This is a genomic window from Actinobaculum sp. oral taxon 183 str. F0552 (assembly GCF_000466165.1).
Classification (GTDB): Bacteria; Actinomycetota; Actinomycetes; order Actinomycetales; family Actinomycetaceae; genus Peptidiphaga.
Genome location: NZ_KE951427.1, coordinates 1 through 24,348, shown reverse-complemented (window position 1 = coordinate 24,348; position 24,348 = coordinate 1). Strand labels below are relative to the sequence as shown.

The window sequence follows — 24,348 nt, the reverse complement described above, 5'->3', positions numbered from 1 at the left end:
GCTCCCGCCAGTCGCCGGGCGACCAGCCGCGAGACGTCCGGGCGCCCCAGGGCGGCCCGCCTGCGCCGGACCAGCCGATCCAGAAATCCGCGTCGCGCACCGAGCCCTCCGCGCGGTCCGCCTGACGGCGCCCTCGCCGTCACCGATCCCGCCCCGATCGGGGTCCGCCTACGCGGGCCCTTTTTTCATGCCCGCGGGGTCCTCTGCGTGCCCGAGTCCTCCGCGTCGACAGGGCCATGCCGAATCTGAGCCGGCCGCGCGCCGGAGAGTCTGCTGCGACCGTCGGCCCGGCCGGATGCGCGGGCGCGCGGGAGGAGAACGCCGCCACGCGAACCGGCCCGTGCGCTCCGCGTGAGTTTCTGGAAGACTGGCACCGTGAACGACGTTAACCCGATTCTCTATCTCATCGGCGGCATCATCGTGGTCGTGGGCCTGCTCGCCAGCGCCCTGGTGGCTTACAGGCGCCGGTCGATGCTCACCCGACGCGACAAACCCCCCGAGGGACGGCACGGCCTCGAACTGACGGAGGAAGAGGCGGAGGAGCAGACCGGGGAACAGGCCGTCGAAGCGCCCGAGGCCCCCGCCGAGCTCCCCGAGACGCCGGAGCTGACGGCCACGGCGATCGAGACCCCCGAGTCCGTGCCCTCGCGCATGCAGCGCCTGCGCGCCAGGCTCGCGCGTTCCGGCGGCTTGGGAGGAAGGCTCCTGTCCATCCTCTCCCGCGGCGACCTCTCCGCCGCCGACTGGGAGGAGTTAGAGGACACCCTGCTCATGGCGGACGTCGGGCTGGAGGCGACCTCCGAGATCATGGAGAGCCTCAAGACGAAGACGAAGGTCGAGGGCACGCGCGACCCCGAGAGGGTCCGCGCGATCCTCAGGGAGGAGCTGCTCGCCCTCGTCGACCCGGGCATGGACCGCTCGCTGTCGCTGGACCACGACGAATCCAACCCCGCGACGATCCTCGTGGTGGGGGTCAACGGCACGGGCAAAACGACCACGGTCGGCAAGCTGGCGCGCGTCCTCGTGGCCGAAGGCAAACGGGTCGTCCTGGGCGCCGCCGACACCTTCCGGGCCGCGGCGGCCGACCAGCTCACGACCTGGGGCGAGCGGGTCGGCGTCGACGTCGTGCGCTCCGACCGTGAGGGGGCCGATCCGGCCTCGGTCGCCTTCGACGCCGTGGACGCCGGGCGCCGGGACGGAGCGGACGTGGTCGTGGTCGACACCGCCGGGCGCCTCCAGAACAAGTCGGGGCTGATGGACGAACTCGGCAAGATCAAACGGGTGATGGAGCGCAACGCGCCCGTCGGCGAGGTCCTCCTCGTCCTGGACGCGACCACCGGCCAGAACGGCATGCGCCAGGCGCAGGTCTTCGGCGAGGTCACCGGCATCACCGGCATCGTGCTGACCAAGCTCGACGGCACGGCCAAGGGAGGGATCGTCGTGTCCGTGCAGCGCGAGCTCGAAGTCCCCGTCAAGCTCGTCGGGTTGGGCGAAGGCGCCGACGACCTCGCCCCCTTCGACCCCGAAGGCTTCGTCGACGCCCTCCTCCAGGAGAAGCCCGCATGAAGCTCGTGACCGCCGTGATCCAGCCCCATCGCCTCGACGAGGTGAAGAAGGCGATCCTCGCGCTCGGAATCAGGGGGATGACCGTTTCCCAGGTCAACGGACACGGACGCCAGCGCGGCCACACCGAGGTGTATCGCGGGGCGGAGTACACGGTCGACCTCCTGCCGAAGGTGAGGATCGAGATCCTCACGCCCGACGGCGAGGCGCAGGCGACCGCCCAGACCATCGCCGACGCCGCCCGTTCGGGCAGGATCGGAGACGGGAAGATCTGGATCAGCCCGATCGAGGAGGTCATCCGCGTGCGCACCGGCGAAACCGGTGAGGGAGTTCTCTGACTCCCCCCGCCGCGGACGGGGTTCCGCTGCTAGAGGGCCTCGCGGAGGCCCGGCGATCCGTGCCTCCCCTGGGAGAGCCCTCGCGCGCGGAGTGGACCCGGCTGGCCGAGGAGGCGCTCCGACAGCTGTGGGACGCGGTCGCCGGCGGGCGCGGACTGCCGGGCACGGCCCTGGCGGCGGTCGGCTCGCTGGGCCGCGGCGACTGCGGGCCGGAGTCCGATCTCGACCTCGTGCTGCTCCACCGATCGCACCGCGCCGGGGACATCGACTCGCTGGCCGACGCCCTGTGGTATCCCCTGTGGGACTCGGGGATCGAACTCGACCACTCGGTCCGCTCCCTGGACGAGTGCCGGGGGATCGCGGCCGGCGACCTGAAAGCCTCGATATCGCTGCTCGACCTTCGCTGGATCGCGGGGGACGCGGACCTCGTTGAGCGGGCGGCCCGCAGCGTCCACGCGGACTGGCGGGCGACCGCGCGTCTGCGCTTCCCCGAGATCGAGGCGCTCCAGCGCGCCCGCGTCGCCCGCGCCGGCGAACTCGCCTACGAGATCGAAGGCGACGTCAAGGAGGCTGCCGGAGGCATGCGCGACGCCACGTTCGTCCGCGCGCTCGTCGCCTCGTGGCTGGCCGAACGCCCGGTCATCGACTACGAGCCCTCCTACCGGTTCCTCCTGGACGTGCGCGACGCCCTCGCCACCGTCACGCGCCGCCATCAGCACGCCCTGAGGATCCAGTCGCACGACGACGTGGCGGCCATCCTCGGATTCGAGGGCCCGGCGGGCGCGGACGAACTCCTGGCGCGGGTGAGCGGGGCCGCGCGCATCATACGCGGAGCCTACGAGGACACGGCCGCCAGGGCGCGGCGCAATCTCACGCCCAGCATCGTCCGGCCCCGCATCGTCCGGGGACGGCGCCGCCCGCCGCTCTTCGACGACGTCGCCCCCAGGGTCGGGGCGCGCAGCGGCGAGCTCGTCCTGGGCAGGGGCGCCTCGGCGGAAGACCCGGGAACACTCTTCGCACTGGCCCGGGAGAGCGCCCGAACCGGCATGCCGATCCGGCAGAAGACCCTGGTCCTCATGCGGGAGATGGGCGCCGGACGGGAACTCGGCCGGACGGGCCGGCCCTGGCCGGGCTGGGCGCGGCGAGACCTGGAGAGCATACTGGCCTCGGGCCCCTCGCAGCTGCCGGTCTGGGAGCACTTGGATCTGGCGGGCCTGCTGACCGAGCTCATCCCGGCCTGGCAGTCGGTCCGCAACCTCCCGCAGCGCTCGGCCTTGCACCGCCACACGGTCGACAGACACCAGCTGGAGGCCGTCTCGCTGCTTCCCCGATTCGAGGCGTCCTCGGGCGAGAGGCTCGAACGCCTCAGCCCCGACAGGCGACGCGCCCTGCTGCTGTCCACCCTGTTCCACGACATCGGCAAGCGCCCCGGGACGCCCGGCCACAGCGAGCGGGGAGCGGCGATGATCGAGGGCATCCTGGCGCCCATGGGCTATCCGGCCGGCGTCAGGCGCGACGTGGCCCTCCTCGTGCGCCACCACCTGCTCCTGCCGCGGATGATCGCATGCGCCGACCCGGCCGACCCGGCGACGGCCCGGGCCATCGCCGAGGCCGTCGGGGGAGACGGCGAACTCCTCGCCTGCCTCCACCTGCTCGTGCAGGCGGACGCCTCCGCCTGCAAGGAAGAGGCCTGGGACGCGTGGAAGGCCGGGCTCGTGGACGTCCTCGTGCACCGGGCCCAGGCCGCCATAGCATAGAATTGCCGCAGATGCTGTTCGCAAACCAGAGGTAGGCTCGTGTTCAACACGCTTTCCGATCGAATCACCAAATCCTTCAAGAACCTCCGCTCCAAGGGGCGCCTGTCCGCCTCGGACGTCGAGGAGACCGTCTCGCAGATCCGGCGCGCGCTCCTGGACGCCGACGTCGCCCTGCCCGTCGTCCGGTCCTTCACCGCGGCGGTGCGGGAGAAGGCGACCGGCGCCATCGCCTCCCAGGCGCTCAACCCGAGCCAGCAGGTCGTCAAGATCGTCAACGACGAACTCGTCGAGATCCTGGGCGGGCAGACCCGCGAGCTCGACCTGTCCGGCCGGCCCGCGGTCATCATGCTCGCGGGCCTGCAGGGCGCGGGCAAGACCACCCTGGCGGGCAAGCTCGGACGGTGGCTGAAGGACGAGCGCAACCGAAAGGTGCTCCTGGTCGCCTCCGACCTCCAGCGCCCCAACGCCGTCACCCAGCTGCAGGTCGTCGGATCCCAGGCCGGGGTGGACGTGTGGGCGCCAGAGCCCGGCAACGGCGTCGGCGACCCCGTCGCGGTGGCCCGGTCGGGGCTGGCCAGGGCCGAGGAGTACGGGTACGACGTCGTCGTCGTGGACACCGCCGGGCGCCTGGGCATCGACGAGGAGATGATGCGCCAGGCCGCCGACATCCGCGCCGCCGTCGACCCCAACGAGGTGCTCTTCGTCATCGACGCGATGATCGGCCAGGACGCCGTGGCCACCGCCAACGCCTTCCAGGAGGGCGTCGGCTTCACCGGCGTGGTGGTCTCCAAACTCGACGGCGACACCCGCGGCGGCGCGGCGCTGTCCGTGCGGGGAGTGACGGGCGTCCCCATCCTCTTCGCCTCCACCGGCGAGAAGCTGGCGGACTTCGAACAGTTCCACGCCGACCGCATGGCCTCCCGCATCCTGGACATGGGCGACATCCTCACGCTCATCGAACAGGCCGAGCGCACGTGGAGCGAGCAGCAGCAGGCCGAGCTCGCCGCGAAGATGAGCGAAGGGTCCTTCACGCTCGACGACTTCATCGAGCAGCTCCAGCAGATCAAGCGCATGGGGTCGATGAAGAAGATCATGGGGATGCTGCCCGGCATGGGCCAGTACCGCGAGGCCCTCGAGCAGTTCGACGAGGGATCCATCACCCGGATCGAGGCGATCGTCCGTTCGATGACCCCCGGCGAGCGCAACGACCCCAAGATCCTCAACGGATCGCGCCGCATGAGGATCGCCAAGGGCTCGGGGACGTCCGTCCAGGAGGTCAACTCGCTCATGGACCGCTTCGAGCAGGCCCGCAAGATGATGCAACAGGTCTCCCGCGGCGGCTCGGTGCCCGGAATGCCCGGGATCCCGGGCACCGGCGGCGGGCGCAAGGCCAAACGCGCCCAGAAGAAGACGGCCGGCGGCAGAGCGAACAAGAAGGGCAGGTCGGGCAACCCGGCCAAGCGCGCCAGGCAGGAGGCCGAGGCCGCCGCGGGCAAGCAACAGCAGGCCGCCAAGGGCAGCTCCTTCGGGGCCGCGGCCGAGCCGCCGAGCGCCGCCGACTTCGAACAGTTCTCCAAGTTCCTCCGATAGATGGCCGCCTACAGGCTGACGGGCGCCCTGCGCGGATGCGAATCCGGCGACGTGTGGATCGCGGACGGCGTCATCACCCGCACGCGGCCTCCCGGACCCGTCGAGGACGTCCCCGGCGTCGCCTACCCGGGCCTGGTCGACGCCCACGCGCATCCCGGACTGTCCCACACGGCCGCGCCCGCGGGCGACGCCGAGGTCCTGCGCCGCCTGGAGACGGCCCGCGCGGCGGGCGTGACGGCCATCCGGGAGATGGGGGCCCAGCGCGACGTCGCAGGCCTCGCCGCACCCGGAAGGCCCAAAGTCCTGCGCGCGGGCCGGCACATCGCCCGGTACAAGCGGTACATCCGGCACCTGGCGGTCGACGTCGAGCCGGCCGATCTGGCCGGCGAAGCCCTGCGACAGGCCGCGCGAGGCGACGGCTGGGTCAAGGTCGTCGGAGACTGGATCGACCGCTCCGAAGGAGCCGACTCCGACCTGCGGCCCCTGTGGCCGCGCGAAGCCCTCGCGGAGGCCGTCGCCGCCGCCCACGACGCGGGCGCCCGCGTCGCCCTGCACGCCTTCGCCGTCGAAACGGTCGACGACGCCCTGGAGGCCGGGGTGGACTGCATCGAGCACGGGTCCGGCATGACGCGCGACCAGATGGTCGAGGCTGCCGCCCGCGGGGTGCTCGTCGACCCGACCGTCTGCCAGGTCGCGACGTTCGCCGACATCGCCTCCCGGGCCGGGAGATACCCCGTCTACCGGAGGCGGATGCTCGACATGCACGCGCGGCGCGTAGAGCGCCTCGCCCTCATGGTCGAGGCGGGCACGCTCTTCCTCATGGGAACCGACACCGACGGCGGCGATCCGACGAGGACCCTCCCGGTGGAGATCAGCGCCGCAGTCGCGGCCGGCATGCCCGCCGGCGTCGCGATGGCCGCCGCCTCCTACGCCGGGCGGAGGCGCCTGGGGCTGCCCGCCTGGCAGGAGGGGGCTCCGGGCGACGTCGTCGTCTACGCGGCCGACCCCGAGGAGGAGATCGCCGAGGTCGCCCGGCCGAGCCGCGTGTTCGTCGACGGGGTGCCCGTGTCCGGGAACGCCGACGGGGCTCCCGGGACGCTCGGGGGCCGCAGTTCGACGTGACCGGGGCGGCGACGCTTCGCGGTGCCTCCACCGGGCGAAGCGCCGGCGGAGGCACCGCAGGCGGCCCTACGCGCCGAGGACCCTCGCCGCCTGCTTGGCGGCCCCCAGGGCGACGTACTCGCCCGGTTCGGGCAGCTCCACGGCTGCGTCGAGCATCTGCGGAGCCAACGCCCGGACGGCGGCCGACTTCGCCCCGCCGCCGACGAGGACGACGCGGTCCAGCGGGACGCCCAGCGATCGCACCGCGTCGAGCGCGTATCGCATGAGGCCGAGCAGCCCCTCGACGGCGGCTCGGGCGATATGGGCGCGATCCGAGTTCGCGAGCGTCATGCCGCGCAGTTCGGCCGTCGCATCCGGAAGGTTCGGGGTGCGTTCTCCCTCGAAGTAGGGGACGAGCTCCAGACCGCCGGCGTCGGGGACGGACAGAGCGGCCTCGTCGAATTCCCCGTAGTCCAATCCCGTGACCCTCGCCATCGCGTCGATGATCCGGGAGGCGTTGAGGGTGCAGGCCAGCGGCAGCCAGTTGCCCGTGGCGTCCGAGAATCCGGTGACCAGGCCGGACGGATCGGCGACCGGGGCCGCGGAGACGGCCGCGACCACGCCGGAGGTGCCCAGCGAGAGCAGCGCCGAGCCGGGTTCGAGCCCCACGCCCAGGGCGGAGCCGGCGTTGTCGCCGCATCCCGGGCCGAGGACGATCTCGCCCCATCCCTTCCCGGGGTCGCCCCGTCCGGCCTCGTCCCACGGGCCGGCGATGACGGGCAGGACGAGGCTGGACGCGGACGCCTCGTCGACGCGCAGGGCGCTGGCCAGGATGTCGCGCCTGTAGACGGGGTCCTCGCGGGCCATGTACCCGGTGCCCGACGCGTCGGACCGGTCCGTGACCAGGGCTTGGAGCGAAGGCGAGCCCATGATGCGCCACGTCAGGTAGTCGTGGGGCAGGCAGATCGCGGCGATGCGGGCCGCGTTCTCGGGCTCGTTGTCGGCCAGCCAGCGCAGCTTTGTCACGGTCAGGGAGGCGACGGGCACGGAGCCGGTGGCCTCGGCCCACCACGCGGCCCCTTCGGACCCCGCGTCGTCGCGGGAGTCGGCGCCGCGTTCGCGGATGAGGTCGCGGGCGGCGCCCGCCGAACGGGTGTCGTTCCACAGCAGTGCGGGCCGGACGACATCCCCGTGCGCGTCGAGGCAGACCATGCCGTGCTGCTGGCCCCCCACGGAGAGCGCGGCGACGTCGTCGAGGCCTCCGGCGAGTTCGACGGCCTGCAAGAAAGCGGCCCACCACGCCTCGGGGTCGACCTCGGTCCCCTCCGGATGCGGGGCTCTGCCCTCGCGCACGACGCGTTTCCGGGACGGGTCGTAGACGACTACCTTGCACGACTGTGTCGACGAGTCGACGCCGGCGACGTATGGACGGCGGTTGCTCATGGGGCCTCCTTGGGTTCGGATAGCGGAAGGGGAAGACTCGGGGCGGATCGCGGAAGGGATCCGGGGCGGTGCGCGGGGCCGGTCACGTGGCGTACGTGTCGCCGTCGCCGACCGAGAGCGAACCGGCGGGGATGTCCTCGTAGGAGCGCGGATCCTCCAACGGTTCGAGGTGCACGTCGGCCTGGAGGCCGGGGACGGCGGCCTCCATCGCCTCGGCGATCTCATGGGCGAACTCGTGGCCGTGCCGGACGCTCCACGAGCCGGGGATGAGCATGTGGACGTTGGCGAAGGACGCCTGGCCAGCCGCACGGGTCTGCAGGCCGTGGAATCGGACCTGCGCGCAGGAATGGGCTTCGAGGGCGGCGATGAGCGCCGCGTTCTGCTCCTCGGAGAGCGTGACGTCCATGAGCCCCTCGAGCGAGCCGTGCAGCAGGCGCCAACCCGTCACCAGGATGTGGAGCCCCACGAGGAGGGCGACGACGGGATCGAGCACGTTCTGATGCGTGATCGCCACGAGGCCGACTCCGACGACGACCCCGGCCGACGTGACGACGTCGGTCCACAGGTGCCTGGCGTCCGAGACGAGGGCGGGGGAGCCGTGCCTGCGGCCGGCGCGCATGAGGACGACGGCGACCACCCCGTTGATCGCGGACGCCGCCGCGGAGACGACGAGGCCGGGGCCGAGGTTGTCGACTTCGGCGGGCCGGATGATGCGGCTGACCGCGGAGACGACGATGAACCCCGCGGCGATGAAGATCATGGCCCCCTCGACCGTGGAGGAGAAGTACTCGGCCTTGGAGCGCCCGAAGGAGTACTTCGCGTCGGCGGGCTTGGCCGCCTGCCTCAGCGCGACGACGGCGACGACGGCCGCCACGAGGTTGACGACGGACTCCGCCGCGTCCGAAAGCAGCCCCACGGATCCCGTCACGAAGTAGGCGACGGTCTTCAACAGGATCGTCACGACGGCGGCCGCCACCGACAGCCACGCATAACGGCTGAGGCTGACGGCGGATTCATCATTGGTCACCCGGCAATTCTCGCGGCGGGGGAGGCCGGTGTGAAGCCCCGCACGCGCAGATGCGGCGGGCTCCACGATGTTCGCCGCGTCGAAAACCGCTCGGACGGGTGAACCCGCAGACGGGTGGACTCGCGTGGGGACCTCACGCGGCGATGCCGGTCAGAGCCTCCCGAATGACGGCCGACCGGCTCTCGCCCTGCCGTTCAGCGCACGCATCGAGCGCGGCGAGCTCCTGGGAGGTCAGCCGCACGGCCACCACCTGCGAGGAATCGGCGCCGCGCCCGGGCCGCCCGCGCGGGCTGTGCCCGATCGCACCGGGCCGGCTGTTCGTCCCGATTGCCTACGGCAGCTTCCGTCTGGCAAACTTGAGCTCTGTACTCGGGCGAAAGAGGGCCCTCTCAACCTCTGGCTGCCTCAGTCTCGGACCCGCCGGATGCGCCTCCCACCGCGTCGGGCACGGCCCGAATCGAGCAAGAACCAGGAGTGACCACACAAGTGGCAGTCAAGATCCGTCTCAAGCGCATGGGCAAGATCCGTGCACCCTACTACCGCGTCGTCGTCGTCGACGCCCGCAAACGCCGCGACGGCCGGGTCATCGAGGAGATCGGCAAGTACCATCCCACGGAGGATCCCTCTCTCATCGAGATCGACTCCGAGCGCGCTCAGTACTGGCTCTCCGTTGGCGCCCAGCCCACACCGCCGGTGCTCACCCAGTTGAAGATCACGGGGGACTGGCAGAAGTTCAAGGGTCTGCCCGGGGCCGAGGGCCGGCTCAAGGTCAAGGACTCCGGCGACGTCGAGACGCGGCGCAAGGCAGCCGTCGAGTCGGCGCAGAACGAAGCCGAGAGGCGCCGCGCCGAGGCAGCGGCGGCTCGGTCGGCGGATTCCGGCGACTCGCCCGACTCCCCGGATTCGCCCGACTCCCCGGATTCGTCCGATTCGGCCTCTTCGGCTGAGGACGCCTGATGTTGGCGCAGGCTCTTGAACACCTCGTACGCGGGATCGTCGACAGCCCTGACGACGTCAGGGTCAAGGCGCGTACGACACGTCGTGGAGACCTGCTTGAGGTCCGCGTCAACCCCGACGATCTAGGGCGCGTCATCGGACGCAACGGCCGCACGGCCAAGGCCTTGCGGGCCGTCGTCGGCGCTCTGTCGAGCAAGGGCGCCGTGCGCGTGGACGTCATCGAGACGGACCAGCGCTGATAGAAGCCGAGGCGATGGGCCGGTCCGTAGTCGCGGGCCGGCCCATCTTCATCGGCTCTATTTCGTTTGTCGTCGATTCGGCCTCGGCTCCGTTCGCGCCTTCGCACGATCGGCTGGGAGACTGCGGGATTGGCCGGGCCGGGCCATCGGAGGAAGGGAAGAGAGACGCCATGCAGTTGACAGTGGCGGTCATCGGGTCGCCCCGCGGACTCAAGGGCGAGGTGCGCCTCGACGTGCGCACCGACCAGCCCGAGCGCCGCCTCGCCCCGGGGACGATGCTGGAGACCGACCCCGCCGAGGTCGGACCGCTCACCCTCGTCCGCGCGCGCCAGTACAAAGGCGGTACGTATGCGGTGTTCGCCGAGTGCTCCGACCGCACGATGGCCGAACGGCTGCGCGGGATCAGGCTCACCGTCGAAACCGACGAGGACGAGTACGTCGAGGACGACGCGTGGTACGAACACGAACTCGTCGGGCTGGAGGCCCTCGACCCCGAGGGTCGCACCCTCGGTCGGGTCGGCGGGCTGGAGACGGGCGCGGCCCAGGACCTCCTCCTCGTCCGCGAGCAGGACGGGGGGCTCGTCCGCGTCCCCCTCGTCCGCGAAATCGTCACGGAGGTCGACCTCGAAGGCGGCCGCGTGGTCATCGACGCGCCGGGAGGCCTGTTCTCCGAGGCTCCGCACGCCGCCGACGGGCCCGATCCCGCCGACGCGCAGGCCGCCGGACCGGACGGGGCCGACTCGGATTCGACCGGCGATCCCCGCGCCGTGCGAGGGGAAGGCGCCGGAAGGGGATAGCCGTGCGCTTCGACATCGTCTCGGTGTTCCCCGAGTTCTTCGCCGTGCTCGACCTCTCCCTCATCGGGAAGGCCCGCGAGCGCGGGATCCTCGACATCGCCGTCCACGACCTGCGCGACTGGACCGACGACCCGCACAGGAGCGTCGACGACACGCCGTTCGGCGGAGGAGCGGGCATGGTCATGCGCCCCGACGTTTGGGGCGCCGCACTCGACGACACCCTGGGCGACGACGGCGTCCTGGCCGTCCCCACGCCCTCCGGGACCCCGCTGACCCAGCGGATGTGCGAGGACCTGGCGGCGGCCGGCCACATCGTCCTGGCCTGCGGACGCTACGAGGGCATCGACGCCCGCGTCGCCGACCACTACGAGGAGTCGGGGGTGCGCGTCGTCCGGTATTCGCTCGGGGACTACGTGCTGAACGGCGGGGAGGTCGCGGCCGTCGCCCTCGTCGAAGCCGTGGGGCGGCTCGTGCCGGGCCTGGTCGGCAACCCGGAGTCCCTCGTCGAGGAATCCCACGGCGCGGCCGGGCTCCTCGAATACCCCGTCTACACCCGGCCCGCGCGCTGGCGCGGACTGGACGTCCCCGCCGTCCTGACCTCCGGCGACCACGGGAAGGTCGCCAGGTGGCGCCGCGACCGGGCCCTGGAGGTCACGGCCGGCCGGCGCCCCGACATGATCGAGGCGCTGCCGGCGGAAGGTCTCGACCGGGGGGACAGGCGCGCGCTCGCCGGGCTCGGATACCTCGTGCCGGCCGGCGCGGCCCACCCTCTCCCCGCGTCGGCGCGGGAGGCCGCCGCCTCGGACGTCCCCGGACTGGCGGACCTGGCGGCGCGCACCTTCCCGGACGCATGCCCTCCCGGCATGCGCGAGGAGGACATGCGGGCCTTCGTCGAGTCCCATCTGTCCCGCGAGGACTTCTCGCGATACGTCGACGACCCCGGATGCCTGACGATGGCGCTCGCCGTCGGCGGGCGGATCCTCGGCTACGCGCTCGCCTGCCTGCCGCCGGACGGCGCAGTGGCGGGGGCCGAACGGGGAGCCCCGGTCCAGGCCGTCGTCGACGGCCGACCCCGGTCCGGCCCCCTCGTCGAGCTGTCGAAGTTCTACCTCGACCGACGACTGCGGGGAACCGGCGCCGCCGCGCTTCTGTGGGAGGCGACGCGGTCCCGGCTGGAGGAATGGGCGGCCCCCTGGCCCGAAGCCTACGTGTGGCTGGGGACCAACGCCGCCAACGAACGCGCCCAGCGGGCCTACCGGCGGCTCGGCTTCCGCTTCCAGGGGCAGAGGACCTTCCGGGTCGGTGACCAGGACAACCGTGACGCCGTTTTCGCCCGCCCGATTCGCATGGCATAATTGACAAGCTGTCTCGCCCCGACAGTGCGCTGGATCTGCCGCAGGGGATCGCGCACCGGCGAGCTCTGACGACAGGCGGCCAGGCCGCCCCGACCGCGCCCGTGGCCTGCGCGCACGGGCGGAAAGAGAAGTACCATGCAGATCCTCGACTTCGTCGAGAAGCCCCAGCTTCGCGACGACATCCCCGAGTTCCGCCCGGGCGACACCGTCAAGGTCAACGTCCGAGTCGTCGAAGGGAGCCGCACCCGGACCCAGGCGTTCCAGGGGGTGGTCTTGGGACGCACCGGATCGGGCATCCGCGAAGCGTTCATCGTCCGCAAGATCTCCTTCGGCGTGGGCGTGGAGCGCACTTTCCCCCTTCACTCGCCCTCCATCGAGTCGATCGAAGTCGTCACCCGCGGCGACGTGCGCCGCGCCAAGCTCTACTACCTGCGCGGCCTGCACGGCAAGGCGGCCAAGATCAAAGAACGCCGCGAGGACCAGCGCCGGTAGCGCGCTTCCGCCGCGTCCTTCGGTGCCCGCCGCCAGCACGGCCACGGCGGGCACCGTCGCGTGCGTCCGGTCGCCCTTCCGGTCCGCCGAGACGCGCGCCCGCGCGGCGGACTGCACCCCCGCGACGTAAAATCCTGCATCCGACATCGCTCCGCGCGGCGGACGGGGCTGCCCTTGACAGGCTGGGTCTGCCGCGTGCGTCCGCGCGAACCGGTGCTCGCGCCCGGAGGCCGGTGCGTGCGTCCGCGCGAGGGGAACGGCAGATCGGTCCGGGCCTTCCGCGACCCGGCGGCCTCTCGCGATGTGAGGTAGTTCGCAGGGGGCTCTCCGGTTGCGTGACAGCTGAGGCCAGAGTTGAGATTAGCGGTCAACACTCGGTTAACGGCATGTGCGCCGCCCCGGGGGCGGGCGGGAGGGAAGGCGAGATTGGACACCCGCGCGTGCTGCCGGGCGTGTGCGCCGGGGTGGTGCCGGTAGGATGGCAGGCTAGGAAACGCGCCGTTCCGACAGCCTTGAGGACTGCCCGCGACAGTGCGAGAAGACAAGAAAACCGAAGTGTGGGTATCGAGGAGCCGCAGATGAAGGAAAGCCCCGAGGTCGGAACGCCGGAGGGGGAGATGCCGCCGTCGTTCCCTCCGGAGCGGCTCGAAGAGGCCTCTACGCAGGCGTCGCCCTCCCCGGGCGACCAGGCCGGGCCCGCTGAGTCGGGAGCCGCCGCGGGCTCGGAGGACTCCGAGCCCGACGAAGACCTCGCCGACGACAAGCGACTGGCGGAGGACGAGAAGCGCGCGTCCTTCCTGCGGTCCTCTCTGGAGACCCTCGCGATCGTCGCCGTCGCGCTGCTCGTCTCGGTCGTCATCAAGACCTTCTTCGTGCAGGCCTTCTACGTGCCGTCGGGCTCGATGGAGTCCACACTGAAGCCGGGCGACCGCATCGCCGTCAACCGCATGGTCGACAGCGCAGGCGACATCAACCGCGGCGACGTCGTGGTCTTCGTCGATCCGGGCAACTGGCTGGGCGACGTCCCCGACAACCGCCCGGCCTGGAGGCGGGGTATCAGCAATGCGCTTCAGACGGTCGGCCTCCTCCCCGCCGATTCCGGCAAACACTTGGTCAAGCGGGTGATCGGAGTCGGAGGCGACCGGGTCAAATGCTGCACGGCCGCCGGCAATCTGACGGTCAACGGCGTGGAGCTCAAGGAGACCTATCTCGACCGGGGGGTCCGGCCGTCCGAGGTCGCCTTCGACGTCGTCGTCCCCAAGGGGAAGCTGTGGGTGATGGGCGACAACCGCTCGAACTCCCGCGATTCGCGGTATCACGCCTCCAGCGAGGGCAACGGGTTCGTGCCCGTCGACAACGTGGTCGGCCGCGCCTGGGCGATCTTCTACCCGTTCTCCAGGTTCGGCGGCATCCCCAGCGCCTCCAGCGTGTTCTCGTCGGTCCCGTGACGACGGGCGGTGTCATCCCGGACAGGGCGCTCGAGCTCGACATCCTCTCGGGGCTGGGGCCGGGCGGGGTCCTCGCCGGAGTCGACGAAGTCGGACGCGGATCCCTGGCGGGACCCGTGAGCGTGGGGATAGCGCTCGTGGACGCCGACGTGGGCCAGGCACCCGACGGCCTGCGCGACTCCAAGCGGATGACCCCGGCGGCCAGGGAGCGGATGGCCCCGAAGGTGCGCTCCTGGGCCCTCGACGTCGCGGTCGGGCACGCCGGGCCGGACGTCGTCGACGGCCGCGGAGTGATCGCCGCGCTGCGCTGGGCGGCGCGCGACGCCCTCGACAGGCTCCGCGGCCCGCTGCCCGACGCCGTGCTCCTGGACGGACGCCACAACTGGTGGGCCGACGGCTCCCTCTTCGACCTCGACTCGGCGCTTCCGCACATCCCGGTGCACATGCGCGTCAGGGCCGACGCGAGCTGTTCGGCGGTCGCCGCGGCGTCGGTGGTGGCGAAGGTGGAACGCGACGCCATGATGGTCGCCCTGGACGAACGGCATCCCGGTTACGATTGGGCCAGGAACAAAGGCTATGCCTCGCCGGCGCATATCCGGGGGCTGGCCAGGCTGGGGCCGTCGGCTCACCACAGGACATCCTGGCACCTGCCGGGGGTGACGCAAGGAGAGGCTACATGAGCGAAATCGAGGGCTACGAGGCCGACGCCGAGCTCTCGCTGTACCGGGAGTACCGCGACGTCATCAACATCTTCCGCTATGTCGTGGAGACCGAGCGCCGCTTCTACCTGGCCAACGACGTCGACGTGAAAGTCCGCGCCTCCTCCGGCGGAGAGGTCTTCTTCGAGGTCAACCTGGCCGACGCCTGGGTGTGGGACATCTACCGTTCGACCCGATTCGTGCGCTCCGTGCGCATCGTGACCTTCAAGGACGTCAACGTCGAAGAGCTCAACAAGGCCGACTTCACGCGCGAACTCGACCTGCGCGACTGAGAGCCCGGTGGGGACGACGAGGGGCCGGCGGTCGGCCGGGGCTTGACTAGGCTGACTGGGGGCCTTGACCGGAGGCGGCCCGGAGAGGCGGCCTTGACCGGGGAATGGCGGTCAACAGCGTCCCGGCATGGCACGCCTATCCACAGTCTGTTCGCCGGTCGGGAGCGTCTCGCCCTCCATGGCCGACACTGGGGTGCATGAGTTTCACCGTTCCCGCACTCTCTGTCGACGCCGGCGCCCGCGAGCTCGGTGAATGGGGCGAAGAAGTCGCCGCCCGGCTCCTGACGGCCCACGGATACGCCGTCCTGGCGAGGAATTGGAGATGCCGCCACGGCGAGCTGGACATCGTCGCCTCGGCGCCCGCGGCCTCGACGGTGGTCGGCGTCGAGGTCAAGACCAGGCGGAAAGGAGGCCGAGTCGGCGCCATCGAAGCCGTCTCGCCCGAGAAGGCGGCGCGGCTGCGGCGCCTGCTCGCAGCATGGGCCGACGAACACGACGCGCGCTGCGACCGGTTGCGCGTCGACCTTCTGGCGATCACCGTCGACGACGCAGGCGAATGCCTCGTCGAACACGTCGAGGGCCTCTCATGAGGCTCGGGACGGCCACGGCGATGGCCGTCGTGGGGATCGAGGGCCGGCCCGTGCGCATCGAGGCCGTCCTGTTGCGCGGGCTCCCCGCCGTGACCATCGTCGGCCTGCCCGACGCCGCCATCTCCGAATCCCGGGAGAGGCTGCGAGCGGCCTTCGCCTCGGCGGGCGTGGCCTTCCCGTCCTGCCGGCTGACGATCAATCTGTCGCCCGCCGGCACGCCGAAGGCCGGGACGGCGTTCGACCTGGGCATCGCGGTCGCCATCCTCGGCGCGATGGGAGGGGCGGACAGATACGCGGGCTCGGTCGTCATGGGCGAGCTCGGCCTGGACGGCTCGGTGCGCCGAGTGCGGGGCGTCCTTCCCGCGGCGCTCGCCGCGGCGAAAGGCGACGGGGGCGGAATGGTCGTCCCGCTGGGATGCGGCGAGGAGGCCGGCCTGGCGGGCGTCGAGGTCGCGGAGGTGTGGCATCTCGCCCAGGTCGCCGACGCCATGGGCGTTCCCTGCGACCCGGCTCCCGACGCCCCGGACTGCGCAGAGGCGGATGGCGACGGCCCGGAGACGCCTCCCGACATGTCCGACGTGAGGGGGCAGTTCGAAGCCCGCCACGCCATCGAAGTCGCGGCGGCCGGAGGGCACCACCTCCTCATGACGGGAGCGCCGGGCGTGGGAAAGTCCATGCTCGCCGTCCGCATCCCCGGCATACTGCCGCCGCTGGACGTCGAGCAGGCGGTCGAAGTGGCCGCCATCGCCTCGGCGGCGGGGGAGTTCGCCGGAAGGCCGAGCACGGTGCCGCCCTTCGCCAGCCCCCATCACACGGCGAGCGCCGCCGCCCTCGTCGGCGGAGGGTCCATGCCCAAGCCCGGGGCCGCTTCGCGGGCGCACCGCGGCGTGCTCTTCCTCGACGAGATGCCCGAATTCCCCACCTCCAGCCTCCAAGCCCTTCGCGGGCCCATGGAGACCGGCCGCATCGAGATCCACCGCGCCCGCGCGGCGGTGACCTACCCGGCGCGCTTCCAGCTCGTCGGGGCGGCCAACCCGTGCAGATGCGGGAACTACATCGACGCCCCGTCCGCCTGCACCTGCTCGGTGCGCGACAGACGCGACTATTTCAGGAGGATCGGAGGGCCGATCCTCGACCGCTTCGACATCAACGTCGTCACCCGCCGCCTGTCCCGCGCCGAACTGGCCATGTCCGCGGCGGGGGAGCCGAGCGCGGCGGTGCGTCGGCGGGTGGCCGAGGCGCGCGAACGGCAGAGGGCGAGGCTCTCCCGGACCCCGTGGGCCGTCAACGCCCAGGTGGACGGGACGTGGCTTCGTCGCCATACGCATCTGGACGATGCGACCGTTCGCGGGTTGGATGCGGGGATGGCGGCCGGACGCATCTCGATGCGGGCGGTCGACAAAGTGCTCCGCGTCGCTTGGACGCTCGCCGATCTGGCCGGCCGCGAGGCGCCGGATCGAGACGATGTGGACTGCGCTCTGACACTGCGGGCCAGAGAGGGATTCCATGGAGCGACGTGACGTTTCCGGCCGAGCCCGCCGTCTGCCCGGGCAGACGGACGCCGGGGCGGGCGAGGGGGAGGCCGGGGCGGCGGACGCCGATGAGCGCGCTGCTGCCAAGGTCTGGACCGGGATCGCCGAGGGCGAGGACGTGTACGCCACGCGCCTGGTCGCCGAGCGCGGGTACGCGGGCGGCCTGAAGTGGGTGGCCGGCGTCGATCCGGCGACGGTCGGGGACCGAGGCCTGAACCGGGCCGTCCAGCGGTGGAGGCAGCGCTGCGAATCGGCCGTCTCCGCCCGGAGCGTCGGAGGGGATTCTCTCGGTTTCCTCATGCCGGGCGACGAACTGTGGCCGCGCCGGCTCGACGACCTGGGGGAATCACGGCCTCTCGGCCTGTGGTATCAGGGCGATCCGCGCGTCTTGGCGCGCATGGGCCTGGGGATCGTCGGATCGAGGGACGCGTCGGCGTACGGGAGGCGCATCGCCACCGATCTCGCCTTCGAGCTGGCCTCGGCCGGCCTGAGCATCGTCTCGGGCGGGGCCTTGGGGATAGACGCGGCCGCCCACAGGGGAGCGCTGGCCGCGGACGGCTACACCGTCGCGGTGGCGGCGGGCGGCGCCGACCGCTTCTATCCGGCCAGCCACGCCGATCTCTACCTCGACATCCTTCGGCGCGGGGGAGCGCTGTGCTCGGAGAGCCCGCCCGGAGCCGCGCCGCACAGGCACCGGTTCCTCTCCCGCAACCGGATCATCGCCGCGCTCGCGGAGGCGATCGTGGTCGTCGAGGCTCCCCACCGATCGGGCGCCCTGTCCACGGCCCACCACGCCATGGCCGTCGGCCGCCAGGTCGGAGCCGTCCCCGGGCCCGTGACCTCCGCCCGATCGGTGGGATGCCACAGGCTCCTGCGCGAATCGGCCGTGTGCGTCACCTCTACGGCCGAGGTCGCGGAACTGCTGGGCTGGCAGGGATGGTCGCCCGGGGCGTCGGCGTCCGGCACCCCGACATCGACGTCCGACGCCGCCTCGCCGTCGGCCCGTCGTGGAGGGCAGGCGCGGTCCCAAGGCGCGGTGGACACGCGGGGCCAGCAGCTCGCGCTCGACCTCGACCCGCTGGCGGCACGCGTCCGCGACGCCCTCCCCGTCGTCCGCGCGGTCACCGTCGAGGGGATCGCAGCCGCGGCCGGGCTGTCGGTTCCCGAAAGCCTGACCGGGCTGGGCAGGCTGGAGCGCATGGGTGTGGCCAGGAACGAGCGGGGCATGTGGCGTCTGGCGTGACTGCGCGGCGCCGGCCCGGCCGTCGCGTAGTCTGGATGCGTGGCTGTGAGGATCGACGACGTCGTGGACGCATACCGGCGCGAGCTCGCCGTGCGGCGGGGGCTGTCCGCCCGCACCGTCGCGGCGTACGCCGCCGAGGCCCGCTCGCTGCTCGCCTTCCTCGCCGACCTGGCGGGCCAGGACGCCTCCGAGCCGATCGACGTGGCTCACCTCGAGCTCGCCGACGTTCGAGCCTGGTTGGCCGCGCGGCAGCGAGCCGGCCACGCTCGGGCGTCGATAGCCAGGCATTCGTCGTCGATCCGCACGTTCTGCACGTGGCTGTGCAGGGAGGGCTACGCCGACGCCGACGCCGCCGCCCGGCTCAAAGCGCCCGCGGCCGACAACGCGCTGCCGCACGTGCTCAATCAGGAACAGGCCCGGCTGCTCCTCTCCCACGCGGCCGGGCTCGCCGAGACGGGCGAGCCCCTGGCCGTGCGCGACAGCGCCGCCGTCGAACTCCTGTACGCCTCGGGACTGAGGATCTCCGAACTGTGCGAACTGGACGTCGACTCCCTGGGGGCGGACTCCACCGTGCGCGTGATCGGCAAGGGGGACAAGGAGCGCATCGTCCCCTTCGGGGTGCCCGCGCGGCGCGCCCTGGCGTCCTATCTCGCCGTGAGGGGCGCGCTTCTGCGCGCGCCGACGCGCGCCCTCTTCCTGGGGGCCAGGGGCGGCCGGCTGGATCCGCGAACCATGCGGGACGTCGTCCACAGACTGGCCGCCGGCGCGGGAGTCCCCGACGTCTCGCCGCACGATCTGCGCCATTCGGCCGCCACCCACCTCCTCGACGGCGGCTCGGACCTGCGGACCGTCCAGGAGATCCTCGGCCACTCCTCCCTGTCGACGACGCAGCGCTACACGCACGTCAGCTCCGAACGGCTGCGCCAGGCCTTCGACCAGGCGCATCCCCGAGCGTGAGCCTCGGCCCGCGGTCCCGGGCGACACCGGCGTCTCGACACCGGGGTCGCCGACACGGACGTCCTCCGGCCCGCCGCCCCCGAAGGAGACGGTGGCGGGCCCGCGGCGCCGAAGAACGCGTGCCCCGACGGTGCGTCTCCGGCGAAGCGCCGGATCACTCCAGAAGCCGGATCAGGGGGCGCACGAGTCGGAGAGGGTTGAGGTAGTCGTCGGGGCCTTTCTTGGCGCCCCAGTGCAGGCAGGCGTTCGCCCCGCAGTGGCCGGTTTCGAGCGTGCCGATCATCTGCCCGCGGGCCACGCTCTGCCCGGCGGCGACCGCGGGTTCGACCGGCTCGTACGTGGTGCGGATGCCTCCCGCATGCTCGATCGACACCGTCGGCCTGTCCGCGAGCCTCCCCGCGTACAGGACGACCCCGTCGCCCGCCGCCATGACCGGCTGGCCCTCCTGCATGGCCAGGTCGACGCCGCGATGGCCTCGCCCCCATTTCACGCTCGGCGGGTCGAAGCCCCTCAGGACGGGAACGGCCCCGCCGCTCGGCCAAGCGTAGGAGCCGGCCGGCGCATGCCGTCCGGTGGGCGGGCGCGGCGTGGCCGCCGGCCCTAGAGGTTCCCGACGGACATCCCGCGGCCGGATCTCCTGGCTGAGTGCTCGGCGTCCGTCGCTTTCCGGCGGCGGACTCTGCCGGCCGACGGATCCGCCTGCGGCGCTCGTCGCCGTTCCCAGCGCCAGGACCGCCGTCGCGACTAATCCGTGGAATAGCTTCATGCCCCCAGTGTCCGCACGGGCTGAACGCGGCGCTCGGGCCCCGCCGTCGGGTCTGGACGGCCCGCCCGCGGACCGAGCCTGTGGACCAGGCCCCACCGCCCGACCGCCTAGGCTCGAGGATCCGCGCGGCCGTGCCGCGGTCCGGCCACTGGCGGCCGAGCCGCCGACGGTCGCTCCGGCCCGGCGGCTCAGCCGGCTGTGAACGGCGGAGCCGCCTTCGGGCCCGCGCCACCGCGGAAACCCCGATGTTCACGCTGCGTGCCTCCAGTCGAGGCCACCGCACCCCGCGCCACCGCGGAAACCCCCGCGGCCGGGAGGCGCGGTGCGGCGGTGATCGGCTACACTGGTGGGGTGCCCGGCGCTAGCCGGGAGAATTCGCGCGCCCGCATCGAACGCGGCCGGGTCGGTGCCGAACGGCTCCCGGTCTCGGCGGGCGCCAGGGCGAGCCGCGGTCCCGCGGCGAGCGTCAACCGATTGCGTGCACGATGCACCGAGAAAGGACGGACCATGGCCGTCGTAACCATGCGCCAGCTGCTCGAAGCCGGCGTCCACTTCGGGCACCAGACCCGGCGCTGGAACCCGAAGATGAAGCGATACATCCTCACCGAACGCAACTCCATCTACATCATCGACCTGCGCAAGACGATCGTGGACATCGACCGCACTTACGACTTCGTCAAGCAGACGGTCGCCCACGGCGGGACGATCCTCTTCGTCGGGACGAAGAAGCAGGCGCAGGAGGCCGTGCGCGAGCAAGCCGAGCGCGTCGGCATGCCCTACGTCAACGAGCGGTGGCTCGGCGGGATGCTCACCAATTTCTCCACCGTCGCCAAGCGTCTCCAGCGTCTGCGCGAGCTCGAGCAGATCGACTTCGACGACGTCGCCTCCTCGGGCCGCACGAAGAAGGAGCTGCTGATGATGCGCCGCGAGAAGGAGAAGCTCGAGCGCACGCTCGGCGGCATCCGCGACATGTCGAGGGTCCCCTCGGCCGTCTGGATCGTCGACACGAAGAAGGAGCATCTGGCCGTCTCCGAGGCCAAGAAGCTGGGCATCCCCGTGGTCGCCATCCTCGACACCAACTGCGACCCCGACGAAGTCGCCTATCCCATCCCCGGCAACGACGACGCCATCGGATCGGTCGGCCTTCTGACTCGCGTCATCGCCGACGCCGTCGCCGAGGGGCTCGTCTCGCGCGGCTCCGGCGTCTCCGCCGAGGCCGCCGAACCCATGCCCGAATGGGAGCGCGAGATCCTCGCCGGCGCCGCCGAAGCCGAGGCCTCCGCCGAGGGGACGCCGGAGGCGTCGTCCGCAGCGCCGCAGGCCTCCGAGTCCGAGACTCCCGCCGCCTCCGGGGCGCCCGCGGCCGAAGCCGCCGCCGAGGCGCCGGCGCCGCAGGCCTCCGAGTCCGCACAGGCCTGAGGCGCACAGCCCACACGTAGCCCTTCGCAAGCAAAGGAATACTCATGGCAAAATTCACCGTCGCCGACATCAAGGCGCTGCGCCAGAAGACGGGCGCGGGAATGCTGGACGTCAAGAAGGCCCTCGAAGAGGCCGGGGGCGACATCGCCAAGGCAGAGGAGGCCATCCGGGTCAAGGGACTGAAAGCCGTCGCCAAGCGCGAGGGCCGCACGGCCGCCAACGGCCTGGTGGCCTCCGCGGTGACCGACGTCGATGGCGGCCAGCGCGGCATCCTCGTCGAGGTCAACGCCGAGACCGACTTCGTCGCCAAGAACCAGAAGTTCATCGACATGGCCGACGAGATCCTCCAGGCGGCCGTCGAGGCGGGAGCCGGCGACGTCGACTCGGTCCTCGCCGCTCAGCTGGGCGAGGCGACCGTCAAGGACCGCGTCGAGGGGCTCATCGCCGTCATCGGGGAGAAGATGGAGATCTCGCACGTGGCCGTCGTCGAAGGCGAGCACGTCGAAGCGTACATGCACCGGACCAACCCGGACCTGCCCCCTCAGGTCGGGGTCCTCGTCGCCACCGACGCCGCGGGCGCCTCGGTCGCCCACGACGTCGCCGTGCACATCGCGGCCCTCAACCCGGCCTACCTCGACCGGGCCTCGGTCCCCGAAGAGGTCGTGGAGGCCGAGACGCGCATCGCCACCGAGACGACGATCGCCGAGGGCAAGCCGGAGAAGGCCATTCCGAAGATCGTCCAGGGGCGCATGAACGGCTTCTACAAGTCGACCGTCCTCCTCGACCAGGGCTTCGCCCGCGACCCCAAGGTCTCCGTCGGCAAGATCGTCGACCAGGCCGGGGGCAAGGTCACCGGTTTCGCCCGCATACGCGTCGGATCGGCCGAGTAGACGGATAGACGGCCGGATCCGACGGGACCCGCCGAAAAGCCGAGGGGGAGGGCACGCGCCCTCCCCCTTCCGTCCGCGCCTCCCGCGGGCTTCGTCAGTTCCTGAAGCCGTGGACGGGGGCCGGTATGAGGCCTCCGCGGCCGATGAAGGCGTCGCTCGAATACGGGCTGACCGGCATGACGGGGGCCCTGCCGAGCAGGCCGCCGAATTCGACGACGTCGCCCGGAACCGTGCCGGGCGCCGGAATGATCCGCACCGCCGTCGTCTTGTGGTTCATGACGCCGATCGCGGCCTCGTCGGCGATCATCCCGGCGATGGCGGAGACGGGGGTGTCCCCCGGGACGGCGACCATGTCGAGCCCGACGGAGCAGATCGCCGTCATCGCCTCGAGTTTGGCCAGCGACATCGCGCCGGTCTCCGCGGCCTCGATCATGCCCTCGTCCTCGGAGACCGGGATGAACGAACCCGACAGCCCGCCGACGTGGGAGCAGGCCATGAGGCCGCCTTTCTTCACGGCGTCGTTGAGGAGGGCCAGCGCCGCGGTCGTTCCGTGGGCGCCCACCCTTTCCAGACCCATCGCCTCCAGCGCGCGGGCGACCGAGTCGCCGACCTCCGCCGTCGGCGCGAGGGACAGATCGACGATGCCGAAGTCGACGCCCAGCCTCTCGGCGGCCATGCGCCCGACGAGCTCCCCCATGCGCGTGACCTTGAACGCGGATTTCTTGACCGCCTCCGCCAAGGCGTCGAACGGCTCGCCCGCCGCCGAGTCGATCGCCCGCTTGACGACGCCGGGACCGGAGACCCCCACGGACACGACGCAGTCGGGCATCTCGACCCCGTGGAAGGCGCCCGCCATGAACGGGTTGTCGCCCACGGAGTTGGCGAAGACCACCAGTTTCGCCGCTCCCAGGCCCGCCTCCGTGGCGTGCGCCGAGGCCGAGATCGCCTCGCCCATGGCCCGCACGGCGTCCATGTTGACGCCCGCGCGCGAAGACGCCACGTTGACCGACGAGCAGACCACCTCGGTGGCCGCGAGGGCTTGGGGGATGGAGTCGATGAGCGCCCGGTCGCTCGCCGTGGCGCCCCTCTCCACGAGCGCCGAGAACCCTCCGATGAAGTCGACGCCGACGGCGCGGGCCGCCTCGTCGAGCATCCTGGCCCAGGCGGTCAGGTCGGATTCGCGCGAGGCCGCGGCCACCAGGGCGATCGGCGTGACCGAGACGCGCTTGTTGACGATCGGTATGCCCAGCTCGTCCTCGATCCTCCCGCACACGGACACGAGACCGGACGCCCGCGCGGCGATGCGCTCGTAGCAGCGCCGCCTGGCCCGCCGCCCGTCGGGGTCGGCGCAGTCCAGGAGCGAGATCCCCATCGTCACGGTGCGGATGTCGAGTCGGTCGTCGGAGATCATGCGGATGGTCTCCAGGATGTTCGCCGTGTCCATCGTGCCTCACAGCCTGTGCATGGCGTCGAAGATCGCCTCGGACTGGATGCGGATCTCCAGGCCTTCGCCCGCGCCCACCGCGGACATGGCCTCCTGCAGACGGGGGAGGGGCACGGCCTCCTCGTCGAAGTCGATGTGGAGGATCATCGTGAAGTACTCGCCCATGAGGGTCTGCGACACGTTGACGATGTTGACGTTCCGCTCGGCGAAGCCGGTGGCGACCGCGGCGATGATGCCGGTGTGATCGAGCCCGGTGACGGTGGTGATTGCGCGCATGGGACTATGTTCGCACGTACGGCCCGGGCAGTCACCGCGACTCGGTGCGCATAGGATTCCTACGTGGCAGATTTCTCCCCGGGCGCCTCGCCGGCCGCGTGGCGCGCCGCCGCTCGCCGGGCGGCGGCCGTGG

At 71.8% G+C, this 24,348-nt stretch carries 25 protein-coding genes; 19 read left to right on the top strand and 6 right to left on the bottom strand.

What is annotated here, in order from left to right; translation table 11 throughout:
* The first annotated feature begins 375 nt into the window (after positions 1-375).
* Genes ftsY through HMPREF0043_RS05315 form a run of 5 tightly spaced genes read left to right on the top strand, consistent with a single transcriptional unit; the run spans position 376 to position 6,370 of the window.
* On the top strand, positions 376-1,566 hold the full coding sequence (gene ftsY, locus HMPREF0043_RS05335) for a signal recognition particle-docking protein FtsY (protein ID WP_051317454.1): 1,191 nt from the start codon (positions 376-378) through the stop codon (positions 1,564-1,566).
* Positions 1,563-1,901, top strand: a complete 339-nt coding sequence (locus HMPREF0043_RS05330) for a P-II family nitrogen regulator (RefSeq protein ID WP_021601896.1) — start codon at positions 1,563-1,565, stop codon at positions 1,899-1,901. The genes ftsY and HMPREF0043_RS05330 overlap by 4 nt, the downstream gene beginning before the upstream one ends.
* Before the next feature lie 59 nt (positions 1,902-1,960).
* Positions 1,961-3,658, top strand: coding sequence for an HD domain-containing protein (locus tag HMPREF0043_RS05325; RefSeq protein WP_021601895.1), 1,698 nt, complete (start codon positions 1,961-1,963; stop codon positions 3,656-3,658).
* Between the two features lie 39 nt (positions 3,659-3,697).
* Entirely contained in the window at positions 3,698-5,248 is a 1,551-nt protein-coding gene (ffh, locus tag HMPREF0043_RS05320) for a signal recognition particle protein (RefSeq protein WP_021601894.1), read from the top strand.
* A complete protein-coding gene (locus tag HMPREF0043_RS05315) occupies positions 5,249-6,370 on the top strand; it encodes an amidohydrolase family protein (protein WP_021601893.1) in 1,122 nt (373 codons plus the stop codon).
* Between the two features lie 66 nt (positions 6,371-6,436).
* On the opposite strand, the gene HMPREF0043_RS05310 is transcribed toward HMPREF0043_RS05315, so the two are convergent.
* The 3 genes from HMPREF0043_RS05310 to HMPREF0043_RS11720 form a co-directional block, all read right to left on the bottom strand.
* Positions 6,437-7,792, bottom strand: a complete 1,356-nt coding sequence (locus HMPREF0043_RS05310; RefSeq protein WP_021601892.1) for a xylulokinase — start codon at positions 7,790-7,792, stop codon at positions 6,437-6,439.
* An 82-nt stretch (positions 7,793-7,874) separates the two neighbouring features.
* Complete coding sequence (locus tag HMPREF0043_RS05305; protein WP_021601891.1) at positions 7,875-8,819, bottom strand: cation diffusion facilitator family transporter; 945 nt, start codon at positions 8,817-8,819, stop codon at positions 7,875-7,877.
* 133 nt (positions 8,820-8,952) lie between these two features.
* A complete protein-coding gene (locus HMPREF0043_RS11720) occupies positions 8,953-9,060 on the bottom strand; it encodes a ribbon-helix-helix protein, CopG family (protein WP_232206042.1) in 108 nt (35 codons plus the stop codon).
* 272 nt (positions 9,061-9,332) lie between these two features.
* Between HMPREF0043_RS11720 and rpsP the strand changes: the two genes are divergently transcribed.
* The 12 genes from rpsP to HMPREF0043_RS05245 all read left to right on the top strand — a co-directional run bounded on the left by rpsP (position 9,333) and on the right by HMPREF0043_RS05245 (position 19,420).
* Positions 9,333-9,776 carry a 30S ribosomal protein S16 gene (rpsP, locus tag HMPREF0043_RS05300; RefSeq protein ID WP_021601889.1) on the top strand — a complete coding sequence of 148 codons (444 nt, stop codon included), beginning with the start codon at positions 9,333-9,335 and terminating at the stop codon, positions 9,774-9,776.
* Positions 9,776-10,015 carry an RNA-binding protein gene (locus tag HMPREF0043_RS05295; protein WP_021601888.1) on the top strand — a complete coding sequence of 80 codons (240 nt, stop codon included), beginning with the start codon at positions 9,776-9,778 and terminating at the stop codon, positions 10,013-10,015. Before rpsP ends, HMPREF0043_RS05295 begins: the two co-directional genes overlap by 1 nt.
* Before the next feature lie 170 nt (positions 10,016-10,185).
* Complete coding sequence (gene rimM, locus HMPREF0043_RS05290) at positions 10,186-10,812, top strand: ribosome maturation factor RimM (RefSeq protein ID WP_084432225.1); 627 nt, start codon at positions 10,186-10,188, stop codon at positions 10,810-10,812.
* A 2-nt stretch (positions 10,813-10,814) separates the two neighbouring features.
* Positions 10,815-12,167 (top strand): tRNA (guanosine(37)-N1)-methyltransferase TrmD, encoded by a 1,353-nt coding sequence (trmD, locus tag HMPREF0043_RS05285; RefSeq protein ID WP_021601886.1) that lies wholly within the window; start codon positions 10,815-10,817, stop codon positions 12,165-12,167.
* Between the two features lie 135 nt (positions 12,168-12,302).
* Positions 12,303-12,659: a 50S ribosomal protein L19 gene (gene rplS / locus HMPREF0043_RS05280; protein WP_021601885.1), complete on the top strand. Its 357-nt coding sequence runs from the start codon at positions 12,303-12,305 to the stop codon at positions 12,657-12,659.
* A 578-nt stretch (positions 12,660-13,237) separates the two neighbouring features.
* Entirely contained in the window at positions 13,238-14,107 is an 870-nt protein-coding gene (gene lepB / locus HMPREF0043_RS05275) for a signal peptidase I (protein WP_051317456.1), read from the top strand.
* 14 nt (positions 14,108-14,121) lie between these two features.
* Positions 14,122-14,787 carry a ribonuclease HII gene (locus HMPREF0043_RS05270; RefSeq protein ID WP_051317455.1) on the top strand — a complete coding sequence of 222 codons (666 nt, stop codon included), beginning with the start codon at positions 14,122-14,124 and terminating at the stop codon, positions 14,785-14,787.
* Positions 14,784-15,098 carry a DUF2469 domain-containing protein gene (locus tag HMPREF0043_RS05265; RefSeq protein ID WP_021601882.1) on the top strand — a complete coding sequence of 105 codons (315 nt, stop codon included), beginning with the start codon at positions 14,784-14,786 and terminating at the stop codon, positions 15,096-15,098. The genes HMPREF0043_RS05270 and HMPREF0043_RS05265 overlap by 4 nt, the downstream gene beginning before the upstream one ends.
* A gap of 197 nt (positions 15,099-15,295) precedes the next feature.
* Positions 15,296-15,688: a YraN family protein gene (locus HMPREF0043_RS05260; protein WP_021601881.1), complete on the top strand. Its 393-nt coding sequence runs from the start codon at positions 15,296-15,298 to the stop codon at positions 15,686-15,688.
* The gene (locus HMPREF0043_RS05255; RefSeq protein ID WP_021601880.1) at positions 15,685-17,208 is read left to right on the top strand and encodes a YifB family Mg chelatase-like AAA ATPase; all 1,524 of its coding nucleotides are present in this window, start codon (positions 15,685-15,687) and stop codon (positions 17,206-17,208) included. Before HMPREF0043_RS05260 ends, HMPREF0043_RS05255 begins: the two co-directional genes overlap by 4 nt.
* Entirely contained in the window at positions 17,195-18,463 is a 1,269-nt protein-coding gene (gene dprA / locus HMPREF0043_RS05250; protein ID WP_021601879.1) for a DNA-processing protein DprA, read from the top strand. Before HMPREF0043_RS05255 ends, dprA begins: the two co-directional genes overlap by 14 nt.
* Positions 18,464-18,508: 45 nt before the next feature.
* Positions 18,509-19,420: a tyrosine recombinase XerC gene (locus tag HMPREF0043_RS05245; RefSeq protein WP_040317915.1), complete on the top strand. Its 912-nt coding sequence runs from the start codon at positions 18,509-18,511 to the stop codon at positions 19,418-19,420.
* Positions 19,421-19,574: 154 nt separating this feature from the next.
* Here HMPREF0043_RS05245 and HMPREF0043_RS11715 read toward each other — a convergent pair whose 3' ends face one another.
* On the bottom strand, positions 19,575-19,910 hold the full coding sequence (locus HMPREF0043_RS11715; protein ID WP_232206041.1) for a M23 family metallopeptidase: 336 nt from the start codon (positions 19,908-19,910) through the stop codon (positions 19,575-19,577).
* Between the two features lie 783 nt (positions 19,911-20,693).
* Here HMPREF0043_RS11715 and rpsB point away from each other — a divergent pair.
* Together rpsB and tsf are read left to right on the top strand one after the other, a co-directional pair.
* Positions 20,694-21,605, top strand: coding sequence for a 30S ribosomal protein S2 (gene rpsB / locus HMPREF0043_RS05235; RefSeq protein WP_021601876.1), 912 nt, complete (start codon positions 20,694-20,696; stop codon positions 21,603-21,605).
* 44 nt (positions 21,606-21,649) lie between these two features.
* Entirely contained in the window at positions 21,650-22,495 is an 846-nt protein-coding gene (tsf, locus tag HMPREF0043_RS05230) for a translation elongation factor Ts (protein WP_021601875.1), read from the top strand.
* Between the two features lie 94 nt (positions 22,496-22,589).
* Here the strand turns inward: tsf and HMPREF0043_RS05225 are convergent, their stop codons facing one another.
* Entirely contained in the window at positions 22,590-23,939 is a 1,350-nt protein-coding gene (locus HMPREF0043_RS05225; RefSeq protein WP_021601874.1) for a PFL family protein, read from the bottom strand.
* 6 nt (positions 23,940-23,945) lie between these two features.
* A complete protein-coding gene (locus HMPREF0043_RS05220) occupies positions 23,946-24,215 on the bottom strand; it encodes an ACT domain-containing protein (RefSeq protein ID WP_021601873.1) in 270 nt (89 codons plus the stop codon).
* Positions 24,216-24,348: the final 133 nt, after the last annotated feature.

Excerpts from the sequence above, each read along its gene's own strand:
- HMPREF0043_RS05315 (WP_021601893.1), top strand. The coding sequence starts at position 5,249 with ATGGCCGCCTACAGGCTGACGGGCGCCCTGCGCGGATGCGAATCCGGC.
- dprA (WP_021601879.1), top strand. The coding sequence starts at position 17,195 with ATGGAGCGACGTGACGTTTCCGGCCGAGCCCGCCGTCTGCCCGGGCAG.
- HMPREF0043_RS05260 (WP_021601881.1), top strand. The coding sequence starts at position 15,296 with ATGAGTTTCACCGTTCCCGCACTCTCTGTCGACGCCGGCGCCCGCGAG.
- HMPREF0043_RS05220 (WP_021601873.1), bottom strand. The coding sequence starts at position 24,215 with ATGCGCGCAATCACCACCGTCACCGGGCTCGATCACACCGGCATCATC.
- rpsB (WP_021601876.1), top strand. The coding sequence starts at position 20,694 with ATGGCCGTCGTAACCATGCGCCAGCTGCTCGAAGCCGGCGTCCACTTC.
- HMPREF0043_RS05330 (WP_021601896.1), top strand. The coding sequence starts at position 1,563 with ATGAAGCTCGTGACCGCCGTGATCCAGCCCCATCGCCTCGACGAGGTG.
- rimM (WP_084432225.1), top strand. The coding sequence starts at position 10,186 with ATGCAGTTGACAGTGGCGGTCATCGGGTCGCCCCGCGGACTCAAGGGC.
- rpsP (WP_021601889.1), top strand. The coding sequence starts at position 9,333 with ATGGGCAAGATCCGTGCACCCTACTACCGCGTCGTCGTCGTCGACGCC.
- rplS (WP_021601885.1), top strand. The coding sequence starts at position 12,303 with ATGCAGATCCTCGACTTCGTCGAGAAGCCCCAGCTTCGCGACGACATC.
- HMPREF0043_RS05310 (WP_021601892.1), bottom strand. The coding sequence starts at position 7,792 with ATGAGCAACCGCCGTCCATACGTCGCCGGCGTCGACTCGTCGACACAG.
- HMPREF0043_RS05225 (WP_021601874.1), bottom strand. The coding sequence starts at position 23,939 with ATGGACACGGCGAACATCCTGGAGACCATCCGCATGATCTCCGACGAC.
- tsf (WP_021601875.1), top strand. The coding sequence starts at position 21,650 with ATGGCAAAATTCACCGTCGCCGACATCAAGGCGCTGCGCCAGAAGACG.
- HMPREF0043_RS05265 (WP_021601882.1), top strand. The coding sequence starts at position 14,784 with ATGAGCGAAATCGAGGGCTACGAGGCCGACGCCGAGCTCTCGCTGTAC.
- HMPREF0043_RS05295 (WP_021601888.1), top strand. The coding sequence starts at position 9,776 with ATGTTGGCGCAGGCTCTTGAACACCTCGTACGCGGGATCGTCGACAGC.
- lepB (WP_051317456.1), top strand. The coding sequence starts at position 13,238 with ATGAAGGAAAGCCCCGAGGTCGGAACGCCGGAGGGGGAGATGCCGCCG.
- HMPREF0043_RS05255 (WP_021601880.1), top strand. The coding sequence starts at position 15,685 with ATGAGGCTCGGGACGGCCACGGCGATGGCCGTCGTGGGGATCGAGGGC.